The organism is Bordetella bronchiseptica (assembly GCF_900636925.1).
Taxonomy (GTDB): Bacteria; Pseudomonadota; Gammaproteobacteria; order Burkholderiales; family Burkholderiaceae_B; genus Bordetella; species Bordetella pertussis.
This window is the reverse complement of record NZ_LR134326.1, coordinates 5,152,021-5,172,678: the sequence shown is the minus strand read 5'-3', so window position 1 is coordinate 5,172,678 and position 20,658 is coordinate 5,152,021. Positions and strand designations below refer to the sequence as shown.

Here is a 20,658-nt window from a genome sequence, read left to right as displayed (position 1 = left end):
AGCCGGCCGTGCGCGTGTAGCGGAGAAGGTACAGGCGTGGCGAGCGCAGTGTACGGAGGAGTGCGGTACTTGCCTGATCGGGATCATCCAAATCGCGGCAGCCGGGAAAGCCGGCTTGCTTCTGGTCATTCCGTCATGGTCGTTTGACGACAAAACTGCGCTTGTTTTGGCCTAGGGGTAGGGTAGGGGTAAAAACATCGTTGTTTTTGGCTGCCCGGAACCGCGTGGAAGACAGCTCATGCTGCCGTTGTTTCACGTGGAACATCATGCTGACGGCTTGAGTGAGTCTGCCTCAATGCCGAATCAAGGAGTGTTGTTTCACGTGGAACATGTAATCGCATTATTGAGGGTCGGAACAGGCGCCGCATGTTTCACGTGAAACATTGCTAGGCCAGGCGTTTTGGGCAGAGGCCGTGGCGCATAAGCCGCATAGATCGTACGGATTACAGGGCTTACGATGTTTCACGTGAAACGCCGAACGAGGTGCCACTATAATGGCCTCGGAACGCTCTTTCATCTCTCCCCATCATGGATTTTCCCCGCGAATTTGATGTGATCGTCGTTGGTGGCGGTCACGCCGGTACGGAGGCAGCCCTGGCTGCAGCCCGCGCCGGCGCACAGACATTGCTGCTTACCCACAATATCGAGACCCTGGGCCAAATGTCCTGCAATCCCTCCATCGGGGGGATAGGCAAGGGTCATTTGGTCAAGGAAGTCGATGCGTTGGGCGGCGCGATGGCTATCGCCACCGACGAGGCAGGTATCCAATTCCGTATTCTCAACAGCTCCAAGGGGCCAGCGGTACGTGCCACGCGTGCCCAAGCCGACCGGGTGCTGTACCGAAACGCCATACGTGCACGGCTCGAGAACCAGCCCAACCTCTGGCTGTTCCAGCAGGCGGTGGACGATCTGATGGTGCAGGGCGACCAGGTGGTGGGCGCCGTTACGCAGATCGGGTTGCGCTTTCGTGCCCGTACCGTGGTGCTGACGGCTGGGACCTTCCTCAACGGTTTGATTCACGTGGGGCTGCAGAACTATTCCGGAGGGCGGGCAGGGGATCCCCCCGCGAATTCCCTGGGACAGCGGCTCAAGGAGCTGCAACTTCCGCAAGGCCGCCTGAAAACTGGCACGCCGCCGCGCATCGACGGACGCAGCATCAACTACAGTGTGTTGGAAGAGCAGCCCGGCGATCTTGATCCCGTGCCGGTGTTCTCGTTCCTCGGCAAGGCCTCCATGCACCCGCGCCAGCTGCCTTGCTGGATCACGCATACCAATGCCCGCACGCACGAAATCATCCGTGGCGGTCTGGACCGTTCGCCCATGTACAGTGGGGTCATCGAAGGAGTGGGGCCTCGTTACTGCCCATCCATCGAGGACAAGATCCATCGTTTTGCGGACAAGGCATCGCACCAGGTATTCCTGGAACCGGAAGGCCTGAATACCCATGAGATCTATCCGAACGGTGTTTCCACCAGCCTGCCTTTCGATGTGCAGTACGAGTTGATCCACTCCCTGCCCGGACTGGAGAACGCGCACATCCTGCGCCCGGGCTATGCCATCGAGTACGATTACTTCGACCCGCGTGCCCTGAAGTCCACGCTGGAGACCAAGGCGATTTCCGGGCTGTTCTTCGCCGGCCAGATCAACGGTACGACCGGCTATGAAGAGGCGGCGGCCCAAGGCCTGCTGGCCGGCGCCAATGCCGCCTTGCAGGCCCAGGGGAAAGAACCTTGGGTGCCGCGTCGCGATGAAGCCTATCTCGGCGTCCTGGTCGATGACCTGGTTACGCGCGGCGTGACCGAGCCTTATCGGATGTTCACGTCCCGTGCCGAATATCGGCTCAGCCTGCGCGAAGACAACGCCGATCTGCGTCTGACCGAAATCGGCCGCCGGCTCGGGCTGGTGGACGACGTGCGCTGGGATGCTTTCAGCCGCAAACGCGATGCCGTGGCCCAGGAAGTCGAACGGCTCAAATCCACGTGGGTGAACCCGCGCGTCCTGCCGGCGCATGCCGCCGAAGCCCTGCTGGGCAAGGCAATTGAGCGTGAGTACTCACTATCAGATCTGTTGAAACGTCCCAATGTTTCCTACGAGGCGTTGATGCAGGCCCGTACCGACGAGGGCGAGTTGCTGGCTGGTCCTGGCGTGCTCGAGGATGACGTGCTGGCCGAGCAGGTCGAAACCCAGGTCAAGTACGCCGGCTATATCGCGCGCCAGCAAGACGAAGTGCAGAAACACCTCTCGCACGAGCAGCAGCCCATCCCTGCGGATATCGATTACGACGCCGTTACCAGCCTGTCGTTCGAGGTACGCCAGAAGCTGAAGACGCATCGGCCCGAGACCATAGGGCAGGCCGCGCGCGTCTCCGGGGTGACGCCGGCTGCCATTTCCCTGTTGCTGATCCATCTCAAGCGCCTGCATTACGGCTCGCGCAAGCAAGCGGCATGAGCGCCGTTCCCGATATCCCCGGCGGCCCCGCGCAGCGGCTGGCCCAGGCCTGCGATGCGCTGCGATTGCCGGCCGACGCCGGCCAGCAGCAGAAGCTGCTGCGCTATATCGAGCAAATGCAGCGCTGGAACCGCACGTACAACCTGACTGCCATCCGGGACCCGGGGCAGATGCTCGTGCAGCACCTGTTCGACAGTCTGTCGGTCGTGGCGCCGCTGGAGCGCGGCCTGCCCGCCGCCGGGTCCGGCGCGCGCGTCAAGCTGTTCGACGTCGGCTCCGGCGGCGGCCTGCCCGGCGTGGTGCTGGCCATCATGCGCGCCCATTGGGACGTCACATGCGTGGACGCAGTCGAGAAGAAAACCGCATTCGTGCGGCAGATGGCCGGCGCGCTCGGACTGCCCAATCTGCAGGCCGCGCATACCCGTATCGAACAGCTCGAACCGGCGCAATGCGACGTGGTGATATCGCGTGCGTTCGCTTCGTTACAGGACTTCGCGAAGCTGGCCGGCCGCCACGTGCGCGAGGGTGGTACCCTCGTCGCCATGAAGGGCAAGGTGCCCGATGACGAAATCCAGGCGTTACAGCAACACGGCCACTGGACGGTCGAACGGATCGAACCGTTGGTGGTGCCGGCACTCGACGCGCAACGCTGCCTGATATGGATGCGACGCAGTCAAGGAAACATATGAAAAACATACCGCCCAGCAAGTCCGCCCGCGTGTTCTGCATTGCCAACCAGAAGGGCGGCGTCGGCAAGACCACCACCGCCATCAACCTTGCGGCTGGCCTGGCTACGCACAAGCAGCGGGTGCTGCTGGTCGATCTCGATCCGCAGGGCAACGCCACCATGGGCAGCGGCATCGACAAGAGTACGCTCGAATCCAACCTGTACCAGGTGCTCATCGGCGAGGCCGGTATCGAACAGACGCGCGTGCGTTCGGAGTCCGGCGGCTACGACGTATTGCCGGCCAACCGCGAACTGTCCGGCGCCGAGATCGACCTGGTGCAGATGGACGAGCGCGAGCGCCAGCTCAAGGCCGCCATCGACAAGATCGCCGGCGAATACGATTTCGTGCTGATCGATTGCCCGCCCACGCTGTCGCTGCTTACCCTTAACGGGCTGGCTGCCGCGCACGGCGTCATCATTCCGATGCAGTGCGAGTACTTTGCGCTCGAAGGCCTGTCCGACCTGGTAAACACCATCAAGCGCGTGCATCGCAATATCAACAACGAACTCCGTGTCATCGGTTTGTTGCGCGTGATGTTCGACCCGCGCATGACCTTGCAGCAGCAGGTGTCGGCCCAGCTCGAATCCCACTTCGGCGACAAGGTCTTCACCACGGTGGTGCCACGCAATGTGCGGTTGGCCGAGGCGCCCAGCTATGGCATGCCGGGCGTGGTGTATGACCGCGCGTCGCGCGGCGCGCAGGCCTATATTGCATTTGGCGCGGAAATGATAGAACGCGTCAAAGAGCTGGATTGAACCTCGATGCCAGCTGTGCTTGCTGTTCCGGCCGCCCACCCCGCTCCCGCAGCGGGAGGGGAGCTGGCGCGCCTGGAAGAGGCGGCGCTCAATGCCACCACGGTTCGCGAGCAGATGCTCTACGAAGGATGGCTGGTGCGTTGGGCGCCTTCGCGGGCCAAGCGCGCGCGCTGCGTCAATGTACTCGGGTTATCCACACGTCCGCTCGATGAGCGGCTGGCGTACTGTACCCGATGGTATGCGGGCCACGGGGTGCCGCTGATCGTGCGGTTGACCTCCATCGGCCCCGATTTTTCCCTGGATGCACAGCTGCATGAGCGCGGGTTCGTCGCGTTCGACCGTACCTGCGTCATGGCGGCGCCCGTCGTGCCGTTCACGGCGCAAGCGCCGTCCGGGCTGGTGTTCGAACGGACAACCCCCGGGCGGTTCGCACAGGAAGCAGGGCGCCTGCGTGGCCACGACGATGCGGCCACGGCCGAACACGCGGCGCGCCTGCAGGCGGCGCCGCTGGAAAACTTGCCGCTGCTGGTGCGCGACGCCAGCGGCGAATGTATCGCGGCAGGGCTGGCGGCATTCGATGCCGAGCTGGTCGGGCTGTTCGATATCGTTACCGCGCCGCAGCGGCGCCGCCAGGGTTGCGGCGCGGCGGTGCTGAAGTATTTGCTGGAGCAGGCCAGCCACGCCGGCGCGCGCCAGGCGTACCTGCAGGTCGAGCCGCAGAACACGGCCGCCCGAGCCTTGTATGCGCGTTTCGGCTTCGTGGATCGCTACACGTATTGGTATCGTTCAATGTCCGAAGCAACGCCCGTTTGAGCGGTCAACGGTCAACTGCTGAAGGGAAGAGGATTTATTCGCTATGGCTACCAAGAAACCCAAGGGCTTGGGTCGAGGACTGGATGCCTTGCTGGGCGCGGACGTGCCCGCCATCGACAACATCGGCAAGGCCCCCGCGGCCGCGCCGGAGGGACCGCCGGCGACCCTGCCTGTGTCCAAGATGCGCGCCGGCAAATATCAGCCGCGCACGCGCATGGACGAAGGCGCGCTCAACGAACTGGCCGAGTCCATCCGCACCCAGGGCATCATGCAGCCCATCCTGGTGCGTGCGCTGGGCGCCGACGCGCCCGGCCAGTACGAAATCATCGCCGGCGAACGGCGCTTTCGCGCGGCGCAACTGGCCGGCCTGAAAGAAGTGCCGGTGCTGGTGCGCGAAGTCGCCGACGAGAACGCCGCGGTCATGGCGCTGATCGAGAACATCCAGCGCGAAGACCTCAATCCGCTCGAAGAGGCGCACGGTGTTCGCCGCCTGCTCGACGAGTTCGGCCTGACGCACGAACAGGCCGCCCAGGCCATCGGCCGCTCGCGTTCGGCCACCAGCAACCTGCTGCGCCTGCTCAACCTGGCCGCGCCGGTGCAGACCATGCTGCTGGCGGGCGATGTCGACATGGGCCATGCCCGCGCCTTGCTGGCGGTCGATGCCGCCACGCAGATCCAGTTGGCCAACCAGGTCATCGCCAAGCGCCTGTCGGTACGCGAGGCCGAGAAGCTGGTCGCGCGGGCGCAAAAGGATGTCGACGCCGCGCCGCGCAAGAAGGGCAATGGCGCTTCGCGCGATGTCACGCGGCTCGAGGAAGCGCTGTCGGATCATCTCGGCACGCGCGTTGCGCTGAAGGTCGGGGCGCGTGAAAAAGGCCAGATCGTGATCGATTTCCATGGCTGGGAACATCTGAACTCGCTGCTGGAGCGCCAGGGCCTGTCCGGGGTAGTGGATGCCTGAGGCCCGGCTGCCGCGGATTGCCGTCCTGGCGACCGGCGGCACCATTGCCGGCGCGCAAACCGACGCGGCCAGCGGCGCTTACCGCGCCGGCTCGTACGGCGTCGGGCAGTTGCTGGCGGCCGTGCCTCAACTGGCCGGCCTGGCGCGCATCGGCGCCGAGCAGATCGCCAACGTCGGCAGCCAGAACATGAGCCATGCCGTCTGGCGGCAGCTCGCGCTGCGCGCCGCCGCGCTGTGCGACGATCCGGCGACCGACGGCATCGTCATTACCCATGGCACCGATACGCTGGAAGAGACCGCTTATTTCCTCAGCCTGGTATTGCCTGTGGATAAACCGGTGGTGCTGCTGGGCGCCATGCGCCCGGCCACCGCGTTGAGCGCCGACGGGCCGGTCAATCTATACAACGCGGTGGCGTTGGCCTGCCATCCGGCCGCACGCGGCCGCGGGCCGCTGGTCGTGATGAACGAGGATATCCATCTGGCCCGTCATGTGCAGAAAACGGCCGCCTCTGGCATCGCCGCGTTCGCTTCGCCCAATGCAGGCCGGGCCGGCGTCATGCAGGGCGGCCGGCCGGTGTTTCACGCCCGCGCCGAGCGCCAGGCCGCCGACGCGCTGCTCAGGCCGGACGAACTGCCGCAGCAGGCCTGGCCGCGGGTCGACATCGTGCATGCCTGTGTCGATCTCGACGGCGAGCTCATCGATTTCATGGCCGGGCGAGCCCAGGGCATCGTGCTGGCCGGCGTGGGCGACGGCAACGCCACCGACGCGGCCCTGCAGGCCCTGCAGCGGGCCAGCGCGCGGGGCGTTGCGGTGGTGCGGGCGTCGCGCACCGGCTCGGGCAGGGTGGGGCGCAATATCGAGATCGACGACGACGCCTGCGGCTTCATTGCCGCCGGCGACCTCAGCCCCCAGAAGGCCCGCGTGCTGCTTACCCTGGGCCTGTGCCAGACCCGCGATACCGCGCGCCTGCAGGCGTTGTTCGACAGCCGCTGAAACCGGGCGGCGCGTTGGCGCCCCTGTCGGCGGCTGGGCCGCCGATCCCGTTTCAACACCTTAATTTGACATTCAATTTGAATGTGTTCATAATCTCAAATTCTCCGCTGGAGGAGTGCCCGAGTGGTTAAAGGGGGCAGACTGTAAATCTGTTGGCCTTGCGCCTACGTTGGTTCGAATCCAACCTCCTCCACCAGAGACCCATGTTCCGGTCCAGTATGACGCCAGGATCGGCGCTTTGCGAGAGCAGCGCGCCCGTACCAGTTCCAGGCTCAGCAAGACGAAATCCAGGTGCGGTTCGGCCTGGATTTTGCAACGTAAGGCCAGGTGTCCTGGCTTGCCGCTGCGGGAATATGGAGGAGATGCAAGGTGAAAGGGTGGCCTGCGGGTGTAGCTCAATGGTAGAGCAGAAGCCTTCCAAGCTTACGACGAGGGTTCGATTCCCTTCACCCGCTCCAAGATTTGCCCATGTGGCTCAGTGGTAGAGCACTCCCTTGGTAAGGGAGAGGTCACGCGTTCGATCCGCGTCATGGGCACCATCGAATTCTAAGTTCTTCTTCAAGTCAGAAGCTTCAATCCAGGTCAGGAGTCAGCCATGGCAAAAGGCAAGTTTGAACGTACCAAGCCGCACGTGAACGTGGGTACGATTGGTCACGTTGACCACGGCAAAACGACGTTGACGGCGGCGATCACGACGGTGCTGTCGAACAAGTTCGGCGGCGAGGCTCGCGGCTACGACCAGATTGACGCGGCGCCGGAAGAGAAGGCGCGTGGGATCACGATCAACACCTCGCACGTTGAGTACGAGACGGAGACGCGTCACTACGCGCACGTTGATTGCCCGGGTCACGCTGACTACGTGAAGAACATGATCACGGGTGCTGCGCAGATGGACGGCGCGATCCTGGTGGTGTCGGCCGCAGACGGCCCGATGCCGCAGACGCGCGAGCACATTTTGCTGTCGCGCCAGGTTGGCGTGCCGTACATCATCGTGTTCCTGAACAAGGCGGACATGGTTGATGACGCGGAGCTGCTCGAGCTGGTGGAGATGGAAGTCCGCGAACTGCTGAGCAAGTACGATTTCCCGGGCGATGACACGCCGATCGTGAAGGGTTCGGCCAAGCTGGCGCTGGAAGGCGACAAGGGCGAACTGGGCGAGCAGGCGATTCTGTCGCTGGCGCAAGCGCTGGACACGTACATTCCGACGCCGGAGCGCGCGGTCGACGGTGCGTTCCTGATGCCGGTGGAAGACGTGTTCTCGATCTCGGGCCGTGGCACGGTGGTGACTGGCCGTATCGAGCGCGGCGTGGTGAAGGTTGGCGAGGAAATCGAAATCGTGGGCATCAAGCCGACGGTGAAGACGACCTGCACGGGCGTGGAGATGTTCCGCAAGCTGCTGGACCAGGGCCAGGCGGGCGACAACGTGGGTATCTTGCTGCGCGGCACCAAGCGTGAAGACGTCGAGCGTGGCCAGGTGCTGGCCAAGCCGGGTTCGATCAACCCGCACACGGACTTCACGGCCGAGGTGTACATTCTGTCCAAGGAAGAGGGTGGCCGTCACACGCCGTTCTTCAACGGCTATCGTCCGCAGTTCTACTTCCGCACGACGGACGTGACCGGCACGATCGACCTGCCGGCGGACAAGGAAATGGTGCTGCCGGGCGACAACGTGTCGATGACCGTCAAGCTGCTGGCCCCGATCGCCATGGAAGAAGGTCTGCGTTTCGCCATCCGTGAAGGCGGTCGTACCGTCGGCGCCGGCGTCGTCGCCAAGATCATCAAGTAAGGCGCGGTTTTCCCATGGATAGAGGGGCCGGATGGCCCTCTATCCATGTTTGCTGGAAAAGTAGTACTATGTATGGTTCCGCAAGGTGCCACGCGTAGCTTGAAAGTTTTAGGGGTATAGCTCAATTGGCAGAGCGTCGGTCTCCAAAACCGAAGGTTGTAGGTTCGATTCCTACTGCCCCTGCCACCCGCCGGAGAGTATCGCGAGTTGCGCATTCACGGCGGGCTCGTGTCGCAAAATGTCTAATACCAGCATAGAAACCGTTACCAGTACCGCTGACCGGATCAAGCTCGGGTTGGCGGTTCTCGTCGTTATTGCTGGCATCGTTGGGTTTTCCATGCTCGACGCGCAGCCCATGGTGGCGCGTATCGGCGTGTTTGTCGGCGGCCTGGTCGTCGCGGCGTTGCTTGCGTGGTTCAGCGAACCCGGCCGCCGTACCCTCAGCTTTGCCGGCGAGTCGTACAACGAAGTCAAGCGAGTCTCGTGGCCCACGCGCAAAGAGACGATCCAGATGACCGGTATCGTCTTCGCCTTCGTCGCGGTGATGGGTCTTCTGATGTGGGTGCTCGATAAAGGCATCGAGTGGGTTCTCTACGGCCTGTTGCTGGGCTGGAAATAAGGACGGCGCATGAGTAAACGTTGGTATGTCGTCCATGTGTATTCCGGCATGGAGAAAAGCGTACAAAAGGCTCTGAACGAGCGCATCGAGCGCGCGGAGCTGCAGACGTCTTTTGGCCGCATTCTTGTTCCCTCCGAAGAAGTCGTCGAGGTCAAGGGCGGACAGAAGTCGATCACCGAACGCCGCATTTTCCCCGGTTATGTCCTGGTCGAAATGGATCTGACCGACGAAACGTGGCATTTGGTCAAGAACACCAATCGTGTCACTGGTTTCCTGGGTGGTTCGGGCAACCGTCCGACGCCGATTTCCGAACGGGAAGTCGAGAAAATCCTCAACCAGATGGAAGAGGGTGTCGAAAAGCCCCGGCCCAAGATTCTGTTCGAAGTGGGCGAGATGGTGCGCGTCAAGGAAGGTCCGTTTGCTGACTTCAACGGCAACGTCGAAGAAGTCAACTACGAAAAGAGCAAGGTGCGTGTGTCGGTCACCATTTTTGGTCGCGCGACGCCCGTCGAACTCGATTTCAGCCAGGTCGAAAAGACCTGATTTTCAAACCCCGGGGAGCTCTGCGCATAGCCGCAGGGCGCTATAACCCGCAAGGAGCAAAGCATGGCGAAGAAGATCGTCGGCTTTATCAAGCTGCAAGTGCCGGCTGGTAAGGCAAACCCCTCCCCCCCGATTGGCCCGGCGCTGGGTCAGCGCGGCCTGAACATCATGGAATTCTGCAAGGCGTTCAACGCCAAGACCCAAGGCATGGAGCCCGGTCTGCCGATTCCGGTGGTGATCACCGCCTTCGCGGACAAGAGCTTCACCTTCATCATGAAGACCCCGCCCGCGACGGTCCTCATCAAGAAGGCGTCCGGCGTGCAAAAGGGTTCGGCCAAGCCGCATACCGACAAGGTCGGCACGCTGACGCGCGCCCAGGCTGAAGAAATCGCCAAGACCAAGCAGCCCGACCTGACCGCGGCCGATCTGGACGCCGCCGTCCGTACGATCGCTGGCAGCGCCCGCAGCATGGGCATCACGGTTGAGGGGGTTTAATCATGGCTAAATTGTCCAAGCGCGCCGCCGCCATTGCGCAGAAAATCGACCGTACCAAGCTGTACCCGGTCGGCGAAGCCCTGAATCTGGTCAAGGAAACCGCCACCGCCAAGTTCGATGAATCCATCGATGTGGCCGTCCAGCTGGGCATCGACCCCAAGAAGTCGGACCAACTGGTCCGTGGTTCGGTCGTGCTGCCCGCCGGTACCGGCAAGACGGTTCGCGTTGCCGTGTTCGCCCAAGGCGAAAAGGCTGACGCCGCCCGTGCCGCCGGCGCCGACATCGTCGGCCTGGACGACCTGGCCGAGCAGATCAAGGCTGGCCAGATGGACTTCGACGTGGTCATCGCCTCGCCCGACACGATGCGTGTCGTGGGTGCCCTGGGCCAGGTGCTGGGTCCCCGTGGCCTGATGCCGAACCCCAAGGTCGGTACCGTGACGCCCGACGTGGCCACCGCCGTGAAGAACGCCAAGGCCGGTCAGATCCAATACCGTACCGACAAGGCTGGCATCATTCACGCCACCATCGGCCGCGCCTCGTTCGGCGTGGAACAACTGCAAAACAACCTGGCCGCCCTGGTCGACGCCCTGCAAAAGGCTCGTCCCGCCGCCGCCAAGGGTATTTACCTGCGCAAGCTGGCCGTTTCGTCCACGATGGGCGGCGGTGCTCGCGTGGAAATTGCTTCGCTGTCGGCCAACTAACAGGCCGCTGGCACATAGAACTTTGGGCCGCATCCGGACTTGTCCGGATGCTGCTGTCAAAGACCGCTGGAGCGCTAGCCGGTTGTTTGGCGAATGCTTAATCCCGAAGCTGGTTCAGTTCGGATCCAGCGTAGACGGCGTCCCCAGGAAGATTTCTTTACCCGAAGAACTCAACCAGGCGCCGCATTCGGTTGACGCGCAAGGCTAGCGCCCCAAGCGTCTTTTGATGGAGTGTTCAAACCGTGAGTCTCAATCGCCAAGAGAAAGCGGTGGTAATCGAGGAAGTCTCGGCACAAGTGGCCAAGGCGCAATCGATTGTTATCGCCGAGTACCGTGGTCTGGACGTCGCCTCTGTCACCGTACTGCGCAAAACTGCGCGTGAATCGGGCGTTTACCTGCGTGTTCTGAAGAACACGCTGGTCCGTCGTGCGGTTGCTGGCACGGCTTTCGAGCCGCTGTCCGAGCAACTCACCGGTCCGCTGATCTATGGTATCAGCGCTGATCCGGTCGCCGCGGCCAAGGTTCTCGCTGGTTTCGCAAAAAGCAACGACAAGCTGGTCATCAAGGCGGGCTCGCTGCCCAACAGCCTGCTGACCCAGGATGGCGTCAAGGCCCTGGCCACGATGCCCTCCCGCGAGGAGTTGCTCTCGAAACTGCTGGGCACCATGCAAGCCCCGATCGCGCAATTCGTGCGTACGCTCAACGAAGTTCCGACCAAGTTCGCCCGCGGCCTCGCTGCCGTGCGCGATCAGAAAGCGGCGGCCTGATCAGGCTCCGCGTCCGGAATTCGCTGAACGACAAAGCGACACCCAACCCTGGCATTACCCAATTTTGGAGTTCTAAACAAAATGGCACTTAGCAAAGCTGAAATCCTTGACGCCATCGCTGGCATGTCCGTGCTCGAGCTGTCCGAGCTGATCAAGGAAATGGAAGAAAAGTTTGGCGTGTCGGCTGCTGCCGCCGCCGTGGCCGTGGCCGCCCCGGCCGCTGGTGGCGCTGGCGCCGCTGCTGCTGAAGAGCAGACCGAGTTCACCGTTGTGCTGCTGGAAGCCGGCGCGAACAAGGTCAGCGTCATCAAGGCCGTGCGCGAGCTGACCGGTCTGGGTCTGAAGGAAGCCAAGGACCTGGTTGACGGCGCTCCGAAGCCCGTCAAGGAAGCGCTGCCCAAGGCTGACGCCGAAGCCGCCAAGAAGAAGCTGGAAGAAGCTGGCGCCAAGGTCGAAGTCAAGTAAGACCTCGCGTCGACGCCCGGGGACAGCGCTCTTAGCCGTCCCCGGGCTTTTGCGTTTCCAGGAAACCCCTACTGATGGGTCGAGTTCAGCAGGGTTTCCTGGAGTCGTATCACCTGGGGCCGTGGTTTACGGTCCATGCAACCTCGAGTCGGAGTGCTCATGCCTTACTCGTACACCGAAAAAAAGCGCATCCGCAAAAGCTTTGCCAAACGTGAGGACGTTCAAAACGTTCCCTTCCTGTTGGCGACACAGCTTCAATCCTACCTAACTTTCCTGCAAGCCGACACCGCGACCTCGGATCGCGTCAATGAAGGTCTGCAGGCGGCGTTCTCGTCGATTTTTCCGATTGTCAGCCATAACGGAATGGCGCGCTTGGAGTTCGTCAGCTATGCGCTGGGCGAGCCGGTGTTTGATGTCAAGGAATGTCAGCAGCGCGGCCTGACCTATGCGTCGCCGCTGCGCGCCAAGGTGCGCCTGGTGCTGCTGGACCGCGAAGTCAGCAAGCCGACCATCAAGGAAGTCAAGGAGCAGGAAGTCTACATGGGCGAAATTCCGCTCATGACCGGCACCGGCTCGTTCGTCATCAACGGCACCGAGCGCGTCATCGTCTCGCAGCTGCATCGTTCGCCGGGCGTGTTCTTCGAGCACGACCGCGGCAAGACGCACAGCTCGGGCAAGCTGCTGTTCTCGGCCCGCGTGATTCCCTACCGCGGCTCGTGGCTGGACTTCGAATTCGATCCCAAGGACGTGCTGTTCTTCCGCGTGGACCGTCGCCGCAAGATGCCGGTGACGATCCTGCTGAAGGCCATCGGCATGACGCCCGAATCGATCCTCGCGCACTTCTTCGATTTCGACAACTTCGAACTCAAGAGCGAAGGCGGCATGATGGAATTCGTCGCCGAACGCTGGAAGGGCGAGATGGCGCGCTTTGACATCGCCGACCGCGACGGCAAGGTGATCGTCGAGAAGGACAAGCGTATCAACGCCAAGCACCTGCGCGACCTGGCTGCCGGCGGCATCCAGCGCGTGTCGGTGCCCGAGGATTTCCTGTACGGCCGCGTGCTGGCCAAGAACATCGTCGATCCCGACACCGGCGAAGTCGTGGCGCATGCCAACGACGAGATCACCGAAAGCGTGCTCAACGCGATGCGCGCCGCCAACGTGCGCGACATCCAGACGCTGTACACCAACGACCTGGATCGCGGTCCCTACATTTCGCAGACGCTGCGCGCCGACGAAACCGCCGACCAGATGGCCGCGCGCGTGGCGATCTACCGCATGATGCGTCCTGGCGAACCGCCCACCGAAGAAGCGGTGGAAGCGCTGTTCCAGCGTCTGTTCTACAGCGAAGAGACGTACGACCTGTCGCGCGTGGGCCGCATGAAGGTCAACAGCCGCCTGGGTCGCGGCGACGACAGCACCGGTCCGATGACGCTGACCAACGAGGACATCCTCGAAACCATCAAGGTGCTGGTCGAGCTGCGCAACGGCCGTGGCCAGATCGATGACATCGATCACCTGGGCAACCGCCGCGTGCGTTGTGTCGGCGAACTGGCCGAGAACCAGTTCCGCGCTGGCCTGGTGCGTGTCGAGCGCGCCGTCAAGGAGCGTCTGGGCCAGGCCGAGACCGAAAACCTGATGCCGCACGACCTGATCAACTCCAAGCCGATCTCGGCCGCCATCAAGGAGTTCTTCGGTTCGAGCCAGCTGTCGCAGTTCATGGACCAGACCAACCCGCTGTCGGAAATCACGCACAAGCGTCGCGTTTCCGCACTGGGCCCGGGCGGCCTGACGCGCGAACGCGCCGGCTTTGAAGTGCGCGACGTGCACCCGACCCACTACGGCCGCGTCTGCCCGATCGAAACGCCGGAAGGCCCGAACATCGGCCTGATCAACTCGATGGCGCTGTACGCGCGCCTGAACGAGTACGGCTTCCTGGAAACCCCGTATCGCAAGATCATCGACGGCAAGGTCAGCGACCAGATCGACTACCTGTCGGCCATCGAGGAAAGCCACTACGTGATCGCGCAGGCCAACGCCGCGCTCGATGACGAAGGCCGTTTCGTCGACGACCTGGTGGCTTGCCGCGAAGCGGGCGAAACCATGCTGACCGCGCCGGGCAACGTGCACTACATGGACGTGGCGCCGTCGCAGATCGTGTCGGTCGCGGCGTCGCTGATCCCGTTCCTCGAGCACGACGACGCCAACCGTGCACTGATGGGCGCCAACATGCAGCGCCAGGCCGTGCCTTGCCTGCGTCCGGAAAAGCCGCTGGTCGGCACCGGCGTCGAGCGCACCGTTGCGGTCGACTCGGGCACGACCGTGCAGGCGCTGCGTGGCGGCGTGGTTGACCACGTCGACGCCGACCGCGTCGTGATCCGCGTCAACGACGAAGAGAACGTCGCTGGCGAAGTGGGCGTGGACATCTACAACCTGATCAAGTACACGCGTTCCAACCAGAACACGAACATCAACCAGCGTCCCATCGTGGCCCGCGGCGACAAGGTCGCCAAGGGTGACGTGCTGGCCGACGGCGCGTCCACCGACCTCGGTGAACTCGCGCTGGGCCAGAACATGCTGATCGCGTTCATGCCCTGGAACGGCTACAACTTCGAAGACTCGATCCTGATCTCCGAACGCGTCGTGGCCGACGATCGCTACACCTCGATCCACATCGAAGAGCTGACCGTGGTCGCTCGCGATACGAAGCTGGGACCCGAGGAAATCACGCGCGACATCAGCAACCTGGCTGAAACGCAGCTCAACCGCCTGGATGACTCCGGCATCGTCTACATTGGCGCGGAAGTCAGCGCCGACGACGTGCTGGTGGGCAAGGTAACGCCGAAGGGCGAAACCCAGCTCACGCCGGAAGAAAAGCTGCTGCGCGCCATCTTCGGCGAAAAGGCGTCCGACGTTAAGGACACCTCGCTGCGCGTGCCCTCGGGCATGACCGGCACGGTGATCGACGTCCAGGTGTTCACGCGCGAAGGCATCGTGCGCGACAAGCGCGCCCAGTCCATCATCGACGATGAACTGCGCCGTTATCGCCAGGACCTCAACGACCAGCTGCGCATCGTCGAAAACGACCAGTTCGACCGTATCGAGAAGATGCTGGTCGGCAAGGCCGTCAATGGCGGCCCGCGCAAGCTGGCCAAGGGCGCCACCTTGACCAAGGCCTACCTGGCCGACCTGGATCGCTGGCAGTGGTTCGACATCCGCCTGGCCGACGAACAGCACGCTGTCGTGCTGGAGCAGGCCAAGGAATCGCTCGAGCAGAAGCGCCACCAGTTCGACCTGGCCTTCGAAGAGAAGCGCAAGAAGCTGACGCAGGGCGACGAACTGCCGCCGGGCGTGCTGAAGATGATCAAGGTCTACCTGGCCGTCAAGCGCCGCCTGCAGCCGGGCGACAAGATGGCCGGCCGTCACGGCAACAAGGGCGTGGTTTCACGCATTACGCCGGTCGAGGACATGCCCCACATGGCCGACGGCACTCCCGCCGACATCGTTCTGAACCCGCTGGGCGTGCCCTCGCGGATGAACGTCGGCCAGGTGCTGGAAGTCCATCTGGGCTGGGCCGCCAAGGGCGTGGGCTACCGCATCGCCGACATGCTGCGCGACGAGCGCACGGCGCAGGCCAAGAGCGTACGCGGCTACCTGGAGAAGGTGTACAACACCACGGGCAGCAGCGCGCATATCGACAGCCTGACCGACGAGGAAGTGCTGGAACTGGCCAACAACCTGAAGAAGGGTGTGCCGTTTGCCACGCCGGTGTTCGACGGTGCGACCGAAGAAGAAATCGGCAAGATGCTGGAACTGGCCTATCCCGACGACGTCGCCGCGCGCATGCGCCTGACGGCGTCGCGTTCGCAGGCATGGCTGTATGACGGCCGTACCGGCGAGCAGTTCGAGCGTCCGGTCACGATCGGCTACATGCACTACCTGAAACTGCACCACTTGGTGGACGACAAGATGCACGCGCGTTCCACCGGCCCGTACTCGCTGGTTACCCAGCAGCCGTTGGGCGGCAAGGCGCAGTTCGGCGGCCAGCGTTTCGGGGAAATGGAAGTGTGGGCGCTGGAAGCCTACGGTGCCTCCTACACCCTGCAGGAAATGCTGACGGTGAAGTCCGACGACATCACCGGCCGCACGAAGGTTTACGAAAACATCGTCAAGGGCGACCACGTCATCGATGCCGGCATGCCGGAATCGTTCAACGTGCTGGTCAAGGAAATTCGCTCGCTGGCCCTGGACATGGATTTGGAGCGTAACTGATGAAAGCGCTACTCGACCTCTTCAAGCAAGTCTCGCAAGACGAGCAGTTCGATGCCATCAAGATCGGCATCGCCTCGCCCGAGAAGATCCGTTCGTGGTCTTTCGGCGAAGTTCGCAAGCCCGAGACGATCAACTACCGTACGTTCAAGCCCGAGCGTGACGGCCTGTTCTGCGCCAAGATCTTCGGTCCCATCAAGGACTACGAATGCTTGTGCGGCAAGTACAAGCGCCTGAAGCATCGTGGCGTGATCTGCGAAAAGTGCGGCGTGGAAGTCACCGTCGCCAAGGTGCGCCGCGAGCGCATGGGCCATATCGAACTGGCCAGCCCGGTTGCGCACATCTGGTTCCTCAAGAGCCTGCCGTCGCGCCTGGGCATGGTGCTCGACATGACGCTGCGCGACATCGAGCGCGTGCTGTACTTCGAAGCCTGGTGCGTGATCGAGCCCGGCATGACGCCGCTCAAGCGCGGCCAGATCATGTCCGATGACGACTTCCTGGCCAAGACCGAAGAGTACGGCGACGACTTCCGTGCCCTGATGGGCGCCGAGGCCGTGCGCGAACTGCTGCGCACCATCGACATCGATCGCGAAGTCGAGACGCTGCGCGGCGAGCTCAAGGCCACCAGCTCGGAAGCCAAGATCAAGAAGATCTCCAAGCGCCTGAAGGTGCTGGAAGGCTTCCAGAAGTCCGGCATCAAGGCCGAATGGATGGTCATGGAAGTGCTGCCCGTGCTGCCGCCGGACCTGCGTCCGCTGGTGCCGCTGGACGGCGGCCGCTTCGCGACCTCCGACCTGAACGACCTGTACCGCCGCGTCATCAACCGCAACAACCGCCTCAAGCGCCTGCTCGAACTGAAGGCGCCCGAGATCATTCTGCGCAACGAAAAGCGCATGCTGCAGGAAGCCGTCGACTCGCTGCTCGACAACGGCCGCCGCGGCAAGGCCATGACCGGCGCCAACAAGCGCCAGCTCAAGTCGCTGGCCGACATGATCAAGGGCAAGAGCGGTCGTTTCCGCCAGAACCTGCTGGGCAAGCGCGTCGACTACTCGGGCCGTTCGGTCATCGTGGTGGGCCCGCAGCTCAAGCTGCACCAGTGCGGCCTGCCCAAGCTGATGGCGCTCGAGCTGTTCAAGCCGTTCATCTTCAATCGCCTGGAGATGATGGGCCTGGCCACGACCATCAAGGCTGCCAAGAAGCTGGTCGAGAGCCAGGAACCGGTGGTGTGGGACATCCTCGAAGAGGTGATCCGCGAGCACCCGGTCATGCTCAACCGTGCGCCGACGCTGCACCGCCTGGGCATCCAGGCGTTCGAGCCGGTGCTGATCGAAGGCAAGGCCATCCAGCTGCACCCGCTGGTCTGCGCCGCCTTCAACGCCGACTTCGACGGCGACCAGATGGCCGTGCACGTGCCGCTGTCGCTCGAAGCGCAGCTCGAAGCGCGTACGCTGATGCTGGCCTCGAACAACGTATTGTTCCCGGCCAACGGCGAGCCGTCCATCGTGCCGTCGCAGGATATCGTGCTGGGCCTGTACTACACGACCCGCGAACGCATTAACGGCAAGGGCGAAGGCATTTTCTTTGCCGACGTGTCGGAAGTGCAGCGCGCCTATGACAACGGCGAAGTCGAACTGCAGACCCGCATCACCGTACGCCTGACCGAGTACGAGCGCGACGAGCAGGGCGAGTGGCAGCCGGTCAAGCACCGCCATGAAACGACGGTCGGCCGTGCGCTGCTGTCCGAGATCCTGCCCAAGGGCCTGCCCTTCACGGTGCTGAACAAGGCCCTGAAGAAGAAAGAGATCTCGCGCCTGATCAACCAGTCGTTCCGCCGTTGCGGCCTGCGCGACACGGTGATTTTTGCCGACAAGCTGATGCAGTCGGGCTTCCGCCTGGCCACGCGCGGCGGCATCTCGATCGCCATGGAAGACATGCTGATCCCGAAGGCCAAGGAAGGCATCCTGGCCGAGGCCAGCCGCGAGGTCAAGGAAATCGACAAGCAGTACTCGTCGGGTCTGGTGACCTCGCAAGAGCGCTACAACAACGTGGTCGATATCTGGGGCAAGGCCGGCGACAAGGTCGGCAAGGCGATGATGGAGCAACTGGCCACCGAGCCGGTCGTCAACCGTCATGGCGAGGAAGTGCGCCAGGAATCGTTCAACTCGATCTACATGATGGCCGACTCGGGCGCCCGTGGTTCGGCCGCCCAGATTCGCCAGCTGGCCGGCATGCGCGGCCTGATGGCCAAGCCGGACGGCTCGATCATCGAGACCCCGATTACCGCCAACTTCCGCGAAGGCCTGAACGTACTGCAGTACTTCATCTCGACGCACGGCGCGCGCAAGGGCTTGGCCGATACCGCGCTGAAGACCGCGAACTCGGGCTACCTGACGCGCCGCCTGGTCGACGTGACCCAGGATCTGGTGATCACCGAAGACGATTGCGGCACCAGCCATGGCTACGCGATGAAGGCCCTGGTCGAGGGCGGTGAAGTCATCGAACCGCTGCGCGACCGTATCCTCGGCCGCGTGGCCGCGATCGACGTCGTCAACCCCGACACGCAGGAAACGGCCATCGCGGCTGGCACCCTGCTCGACGAAGACCTGGTCGACCTGATCGACCGCCTGGGCGTGGACGAAGTCAAGGTCCGCACGCCGCTGACGTGCGAAACGCGTCACGGCCTGTGCGCGCATTGCTATGGCCGCGATCTGGGCCGCGGTTCGCACGTCAACGTGGGCGAGGCCGTCGGCGTCATCGCCGCGCAATCGATCGGCGAACCGGGCACGCAGCTCACCATGCGGACGTTCCACATCGGTGGCGCCGCCTCGCGTTCGGCCCTGGCCAGCGCCGTGGAAACCAAGTCCAACGGCACGGTCGGCTTCGCCAGCACGATGCGCTATGTCACCAACGCCAAGGGCGAGCGTGTGGCGATTTCGCGTTCCGGCGAACTGGCCATCTTCGACGACAACGGCCGCGAGCGCGAGCGCCACAAGATCCCTTATGGCGCCACCGTCCTGGTTGGCGACGGCGAAGCGGTCAAGGCCGGCACCCGTCTGGCCAGCTGGGATCCGCTGACCCGTCCGATCGTGTCCGAGTACAGCGGCGCGGTGCGCTTCGAGAACATCGAAGAAGGCGTTACCGTTGCCAAGCAGGTCGACGAAGTCACCGGCCTGTCGACGCTGGTCGTGATCACGCCCAAGACGCGCGGCGGCAAGATCGTCATGCGTCCGCAGATCAAGCTGGTCAACGAGAACGGTGAAGACGTCAAGATCGCCGGCACCGATCACTCGGTGAACATCTCGTTCCCGGTGGGTGCGCTGATCACCGTGCGCGACGGCCAGCAGGTTGCCGTGGGCGAGGTCCTGGCGCGTATTCCGCAGGAATCGCAGAAGACCCGCGACATCACCGGCGGTCTGCCGCGCGTGGCCGAGCTGTTCGAAGCCCGTTCGCCCAAGGATGCCGGCATGCTGGCCGAAGTCACGGGTACGGTATCGTTCGGCAAGGACACCAAGGGCAAGCAGCGCCTGGTCATCACCGACCTGGAAGGCGTCAGCCACGAGTTCCTGATCCTGAAGGAAAAGCAGGTTCTGGTGCACGACGGCCAGGTGGTGAACAAGGGCGAAATGATCGTCGACGGCCCGGCCGATCCGCACGACATCCTGCGCCTGCAGGGCATCGAGAAGCTGGCGACCTACATCGTCGACGAAGTGCAGGACGTCTACCGTCTGCAGGGCGTGAAGATCAACGACAAGCACATTGAAGTGATCGTCCGCCAGATGCTGCGCCGCGTGAACATCGTCGATCCGGGTGACACCGAGTTCATCCCGGGCGAGCAGGTCGAGCGTTCGGAACTGCTCAACGAGAACGATCGCGTGGTCGCCGAGGACAAGCGTCCGGCTTCGTACGACAACGTGCTGCTGGGTATTACCAAGGCCTCGCTGTCGACCGATTCGTTCATCTCGGCGGCGTCGTTCCAGGAAACGACCCGCGTGCTGACCGAAGCGGCGATCATGGGCAAGCGCGACGACCTGCGCGGGCTGAAGGAAAACGTGATCGTCGGCCGTCTCATCCCGGCTGGTACTGGCCTGGCGTATCACATTGCCCGCAAGGACAAGGAAGCGCTGGAAGCCGCCGAGCGCGAAGCCGCCCGGCAGCTGGCCAACCCGTTCGAGGATGCGCCGGTTACGGTCGGCGGCGAACCGGAGGCTCCGGCCGCCGATACGCCGTCGGACGACTCGGCCGAGTGATGCCGTACTGACTGGAAGGCGCGCCCCGCGAGGGGCGTGGCCCGACAGCCAAAAAAAGGCCGCTGAT

Annotated in this window: 15 protein-coding genes and 4 tRNA genes; all 19 read left to right on the top strand. The window is 63.3% G+C overall.

All coding sequences use genetic code 11. The features are described from left to right. Nucleotides 1-528: 528 nt before the first annotated feature. The 19 genes from mnmG to rpoC all read left to right on the top strand — a co-directional run bounded on the left by mnmG (nt 529) and on the right by rpoC (nt 20,591). Nucleotides 529-2,448, top strand: a complete 1,920-nt coding sequence (gene mnmG / locus EL288_RS24200) for a tRNA uridine-5-carboxymethylaminomethyl(34) synthesis enzyme MnmG (RefSeq protein WP_003806877.1) — start codon at nt 529-531, stop codon at nt 2,446-2,448. Beyond that, complete coding sequence (gene rsmG, locus EL288_RS24195; protein ID WP_003806878.1) at nt 2,445-3,137, top strand: 16S rRNA (guanine(527)-N(7))-methyltransferase RsmG; 693 nt, start codon at nt 2,445-2,447, stop codon at nt 3,135-3,137. Before mnmG ends, rsmG begins: the two co-directional genes overlap by 4 nt. Continuing rightward, complete coding sequence (locus EL288_RS24190) at nt 3,134-3,931, top strand: ParA family protein (protein WP_003806879.1); 798 nt, start codon at nt 3,134-3,136, stop codon at nt 3,929-3,931. The genes rsmG and EL288_RS24190 overlap by 4 nt, the downstream gene beginning before the upstream one ends. Nucleotides 3,932-3,937: 6 nt before the next feature. Continuing rightward, complete coding sequence (locus tag EL288_RS24185; protein ID WP_010925683.1) at nt 3,938-4,744, top strand: GNAT family N-acetyltransferase; 807 nt, start codon at nt 3,938-3,940, stop codon at nt 4,742-4,744. A gap of 43 nt (nt 4,745-4,787) precedes the next feature. Beyond that, nucleotides 4,788-5,705 (top strand): ParB/RepB/Spo0J family partition protein, encoded by a 918-nt coding sequence (locus EL288_RS24180; protein WP_003806881.1) that lies wholly within the window; start codon nt 4,788-4,790, stop codon nt 5,703-5,705. Continuing rightward, nucleotides 5,698-6,699, top strand: coding sequence for an asparaginase (locus EL288_RS24175; protein WP_010925684.1), 1,002 nt, complete (start codon nt 5,698-5,700; stop codon nt 6,697-6,699). The genes EL288_RS24180 and EL288_RS24175 overlap by 8 nt, the downstream gene beginning before the upstream one ends. Before the next feature lie 109 nt (nt 6,700-6,808). After that, nucleotides 6,809-6,895, top strand: a tRNA-Tyr gene (locus EL288_RS24170). A 188-nt stretch (nt 6,896-7,083) separates the two neighbouring features. Continuing rightward, a tRNA-Gly gene (locus tag EL288_RS24165) sits at nt 7,084-7,157 on the top strand. A gap of 6 nt (nt 7,158-7,163) precedes the next feature. After that, nucleotides 7,164-7,238: transfer RNA gene (locus tag EL288_RS24160), tRNA-Thr, on the top strand. Nucleotides 7,239-7,294: 56 nt separating this feature from the next. Further along, the gene (tuf, locus tag EL288_RS24155) at nt 7,295-8,485 is read left to right on the top strand and encodes an elongation factor Tu (RefSeq protein WP_003806883.1); all 1,191 of its coding nucleotides are present in this window, start codon (nt 7,295-7,297) and stop codon (nt 8,483-8,485) included. 110 nt (nt 8,486-8,595) lie between these two features. Then, a tRNA-Trp gene (locus EL288_RS24150) sits at nt 8,596-8,671 on the top strand. Between the two features lie 52 nt (nt 8,672-8,723). Beyond that, entirely contained in the window at nt 8,724-9,104 is a 381-nt protein-coding gene (gene secE, locus EL288_RS24145; RefSeq protein ID WP_003806884.1) for a preprotein translocase subunit SecE, read from the top strand. Between the two features lie 9 nt (nt 9,105-9,113). After that, nucleotides 9,114-9,647: a transcription termination/antitermination protein NusG gene (gene nusG, locus EL288_RS24140; RefSeq protein WP_003806885.1), complete on the top strand. Its 534-nt coding sequence runs from the start codon at nt 9,114-9,116 to the stop codon at nt 9,645-9,647. 63 nt (nt 9,648-9,710) lie between these two features. After that, nucleotides 9,711-10,142 carry a 50S ribosomal protein L11 gene (rplK, locus tag EL288_RS24135; protein WP_003806886.1) on the top strand — a complete coding sequence of 144 codons (432 nt, stop codon included), beginning with the start codon at nt 9,711-9,713 and terminating at the stop codon, nt 10,140-10,142. Between the two features lie 2 nt (nt 10,143-10,144). Continuing rightward, entirely contained in the window at nt 10,145-10,843 is a 699-nt protein-coding gene (rplA, locus tag EL288_RS24130; RefSeq protein ID WP_003806887.1) for a 50S ribosomal protein L1, read from the top strand. 242 nt (nt 10,844-11,085) lie between these two features. Next, a complete protein-coding gene (rplJ, locus tag EL288_RS24125) occupies nt 11,086-11,610 on the top strand; it encodes a 50S ribosomal protein L10 (RefSeq protein ID WP_003806888.1) in 525 nt (174 codons plus the stop codon). A gap of 81 nt (nt 11,611-11,691) precedes the next feature. Then, nucleotides 11,692-12,075: a 50S ribosomal protein L7/L12 gene (gene rplL / locus EL288_RS24120; RefSeq protein WP_003806889.1), complete on the top strand. Its 384-nt coding sequence runs from the start codon at nt 11,692-11,694 to the stop codon at nt 12,073-12,075. Nucleotides 12,076-12,234: 159 nt separating this feature from the next. Beyond that, nucleotides 12,235-16,347 (top strand): DNA-directed RNA polymerase subunit beta, encoded by a 4,113-nt coding sequence (gene rpoB, locus EL288_RS24115; protein ID WP_033447220.1) that lies wholly within the window; start codon nt 12,235-12,237, stop codon nt 16,345-16,347. After that, the gene (gene rpoC / locus EL288_RS24110) at nt 16,347-20,591 is read left to right on the top strand and encodes a DNA-directed RNA polymerase subunit beta' (RefSeq protein WP_003818292.1); all 4,245 of its coding nucleotides are present in this window, start codon (nt 16,347-16,349) and stop codon (nt 20,589-20,591) included. Before rpoB ends, rpoC begins: the two co-directional genes overlap by 1 nt. The last annotated feature ends 67 nt before the right edge of the window (nt 20,592-20,658 follow it).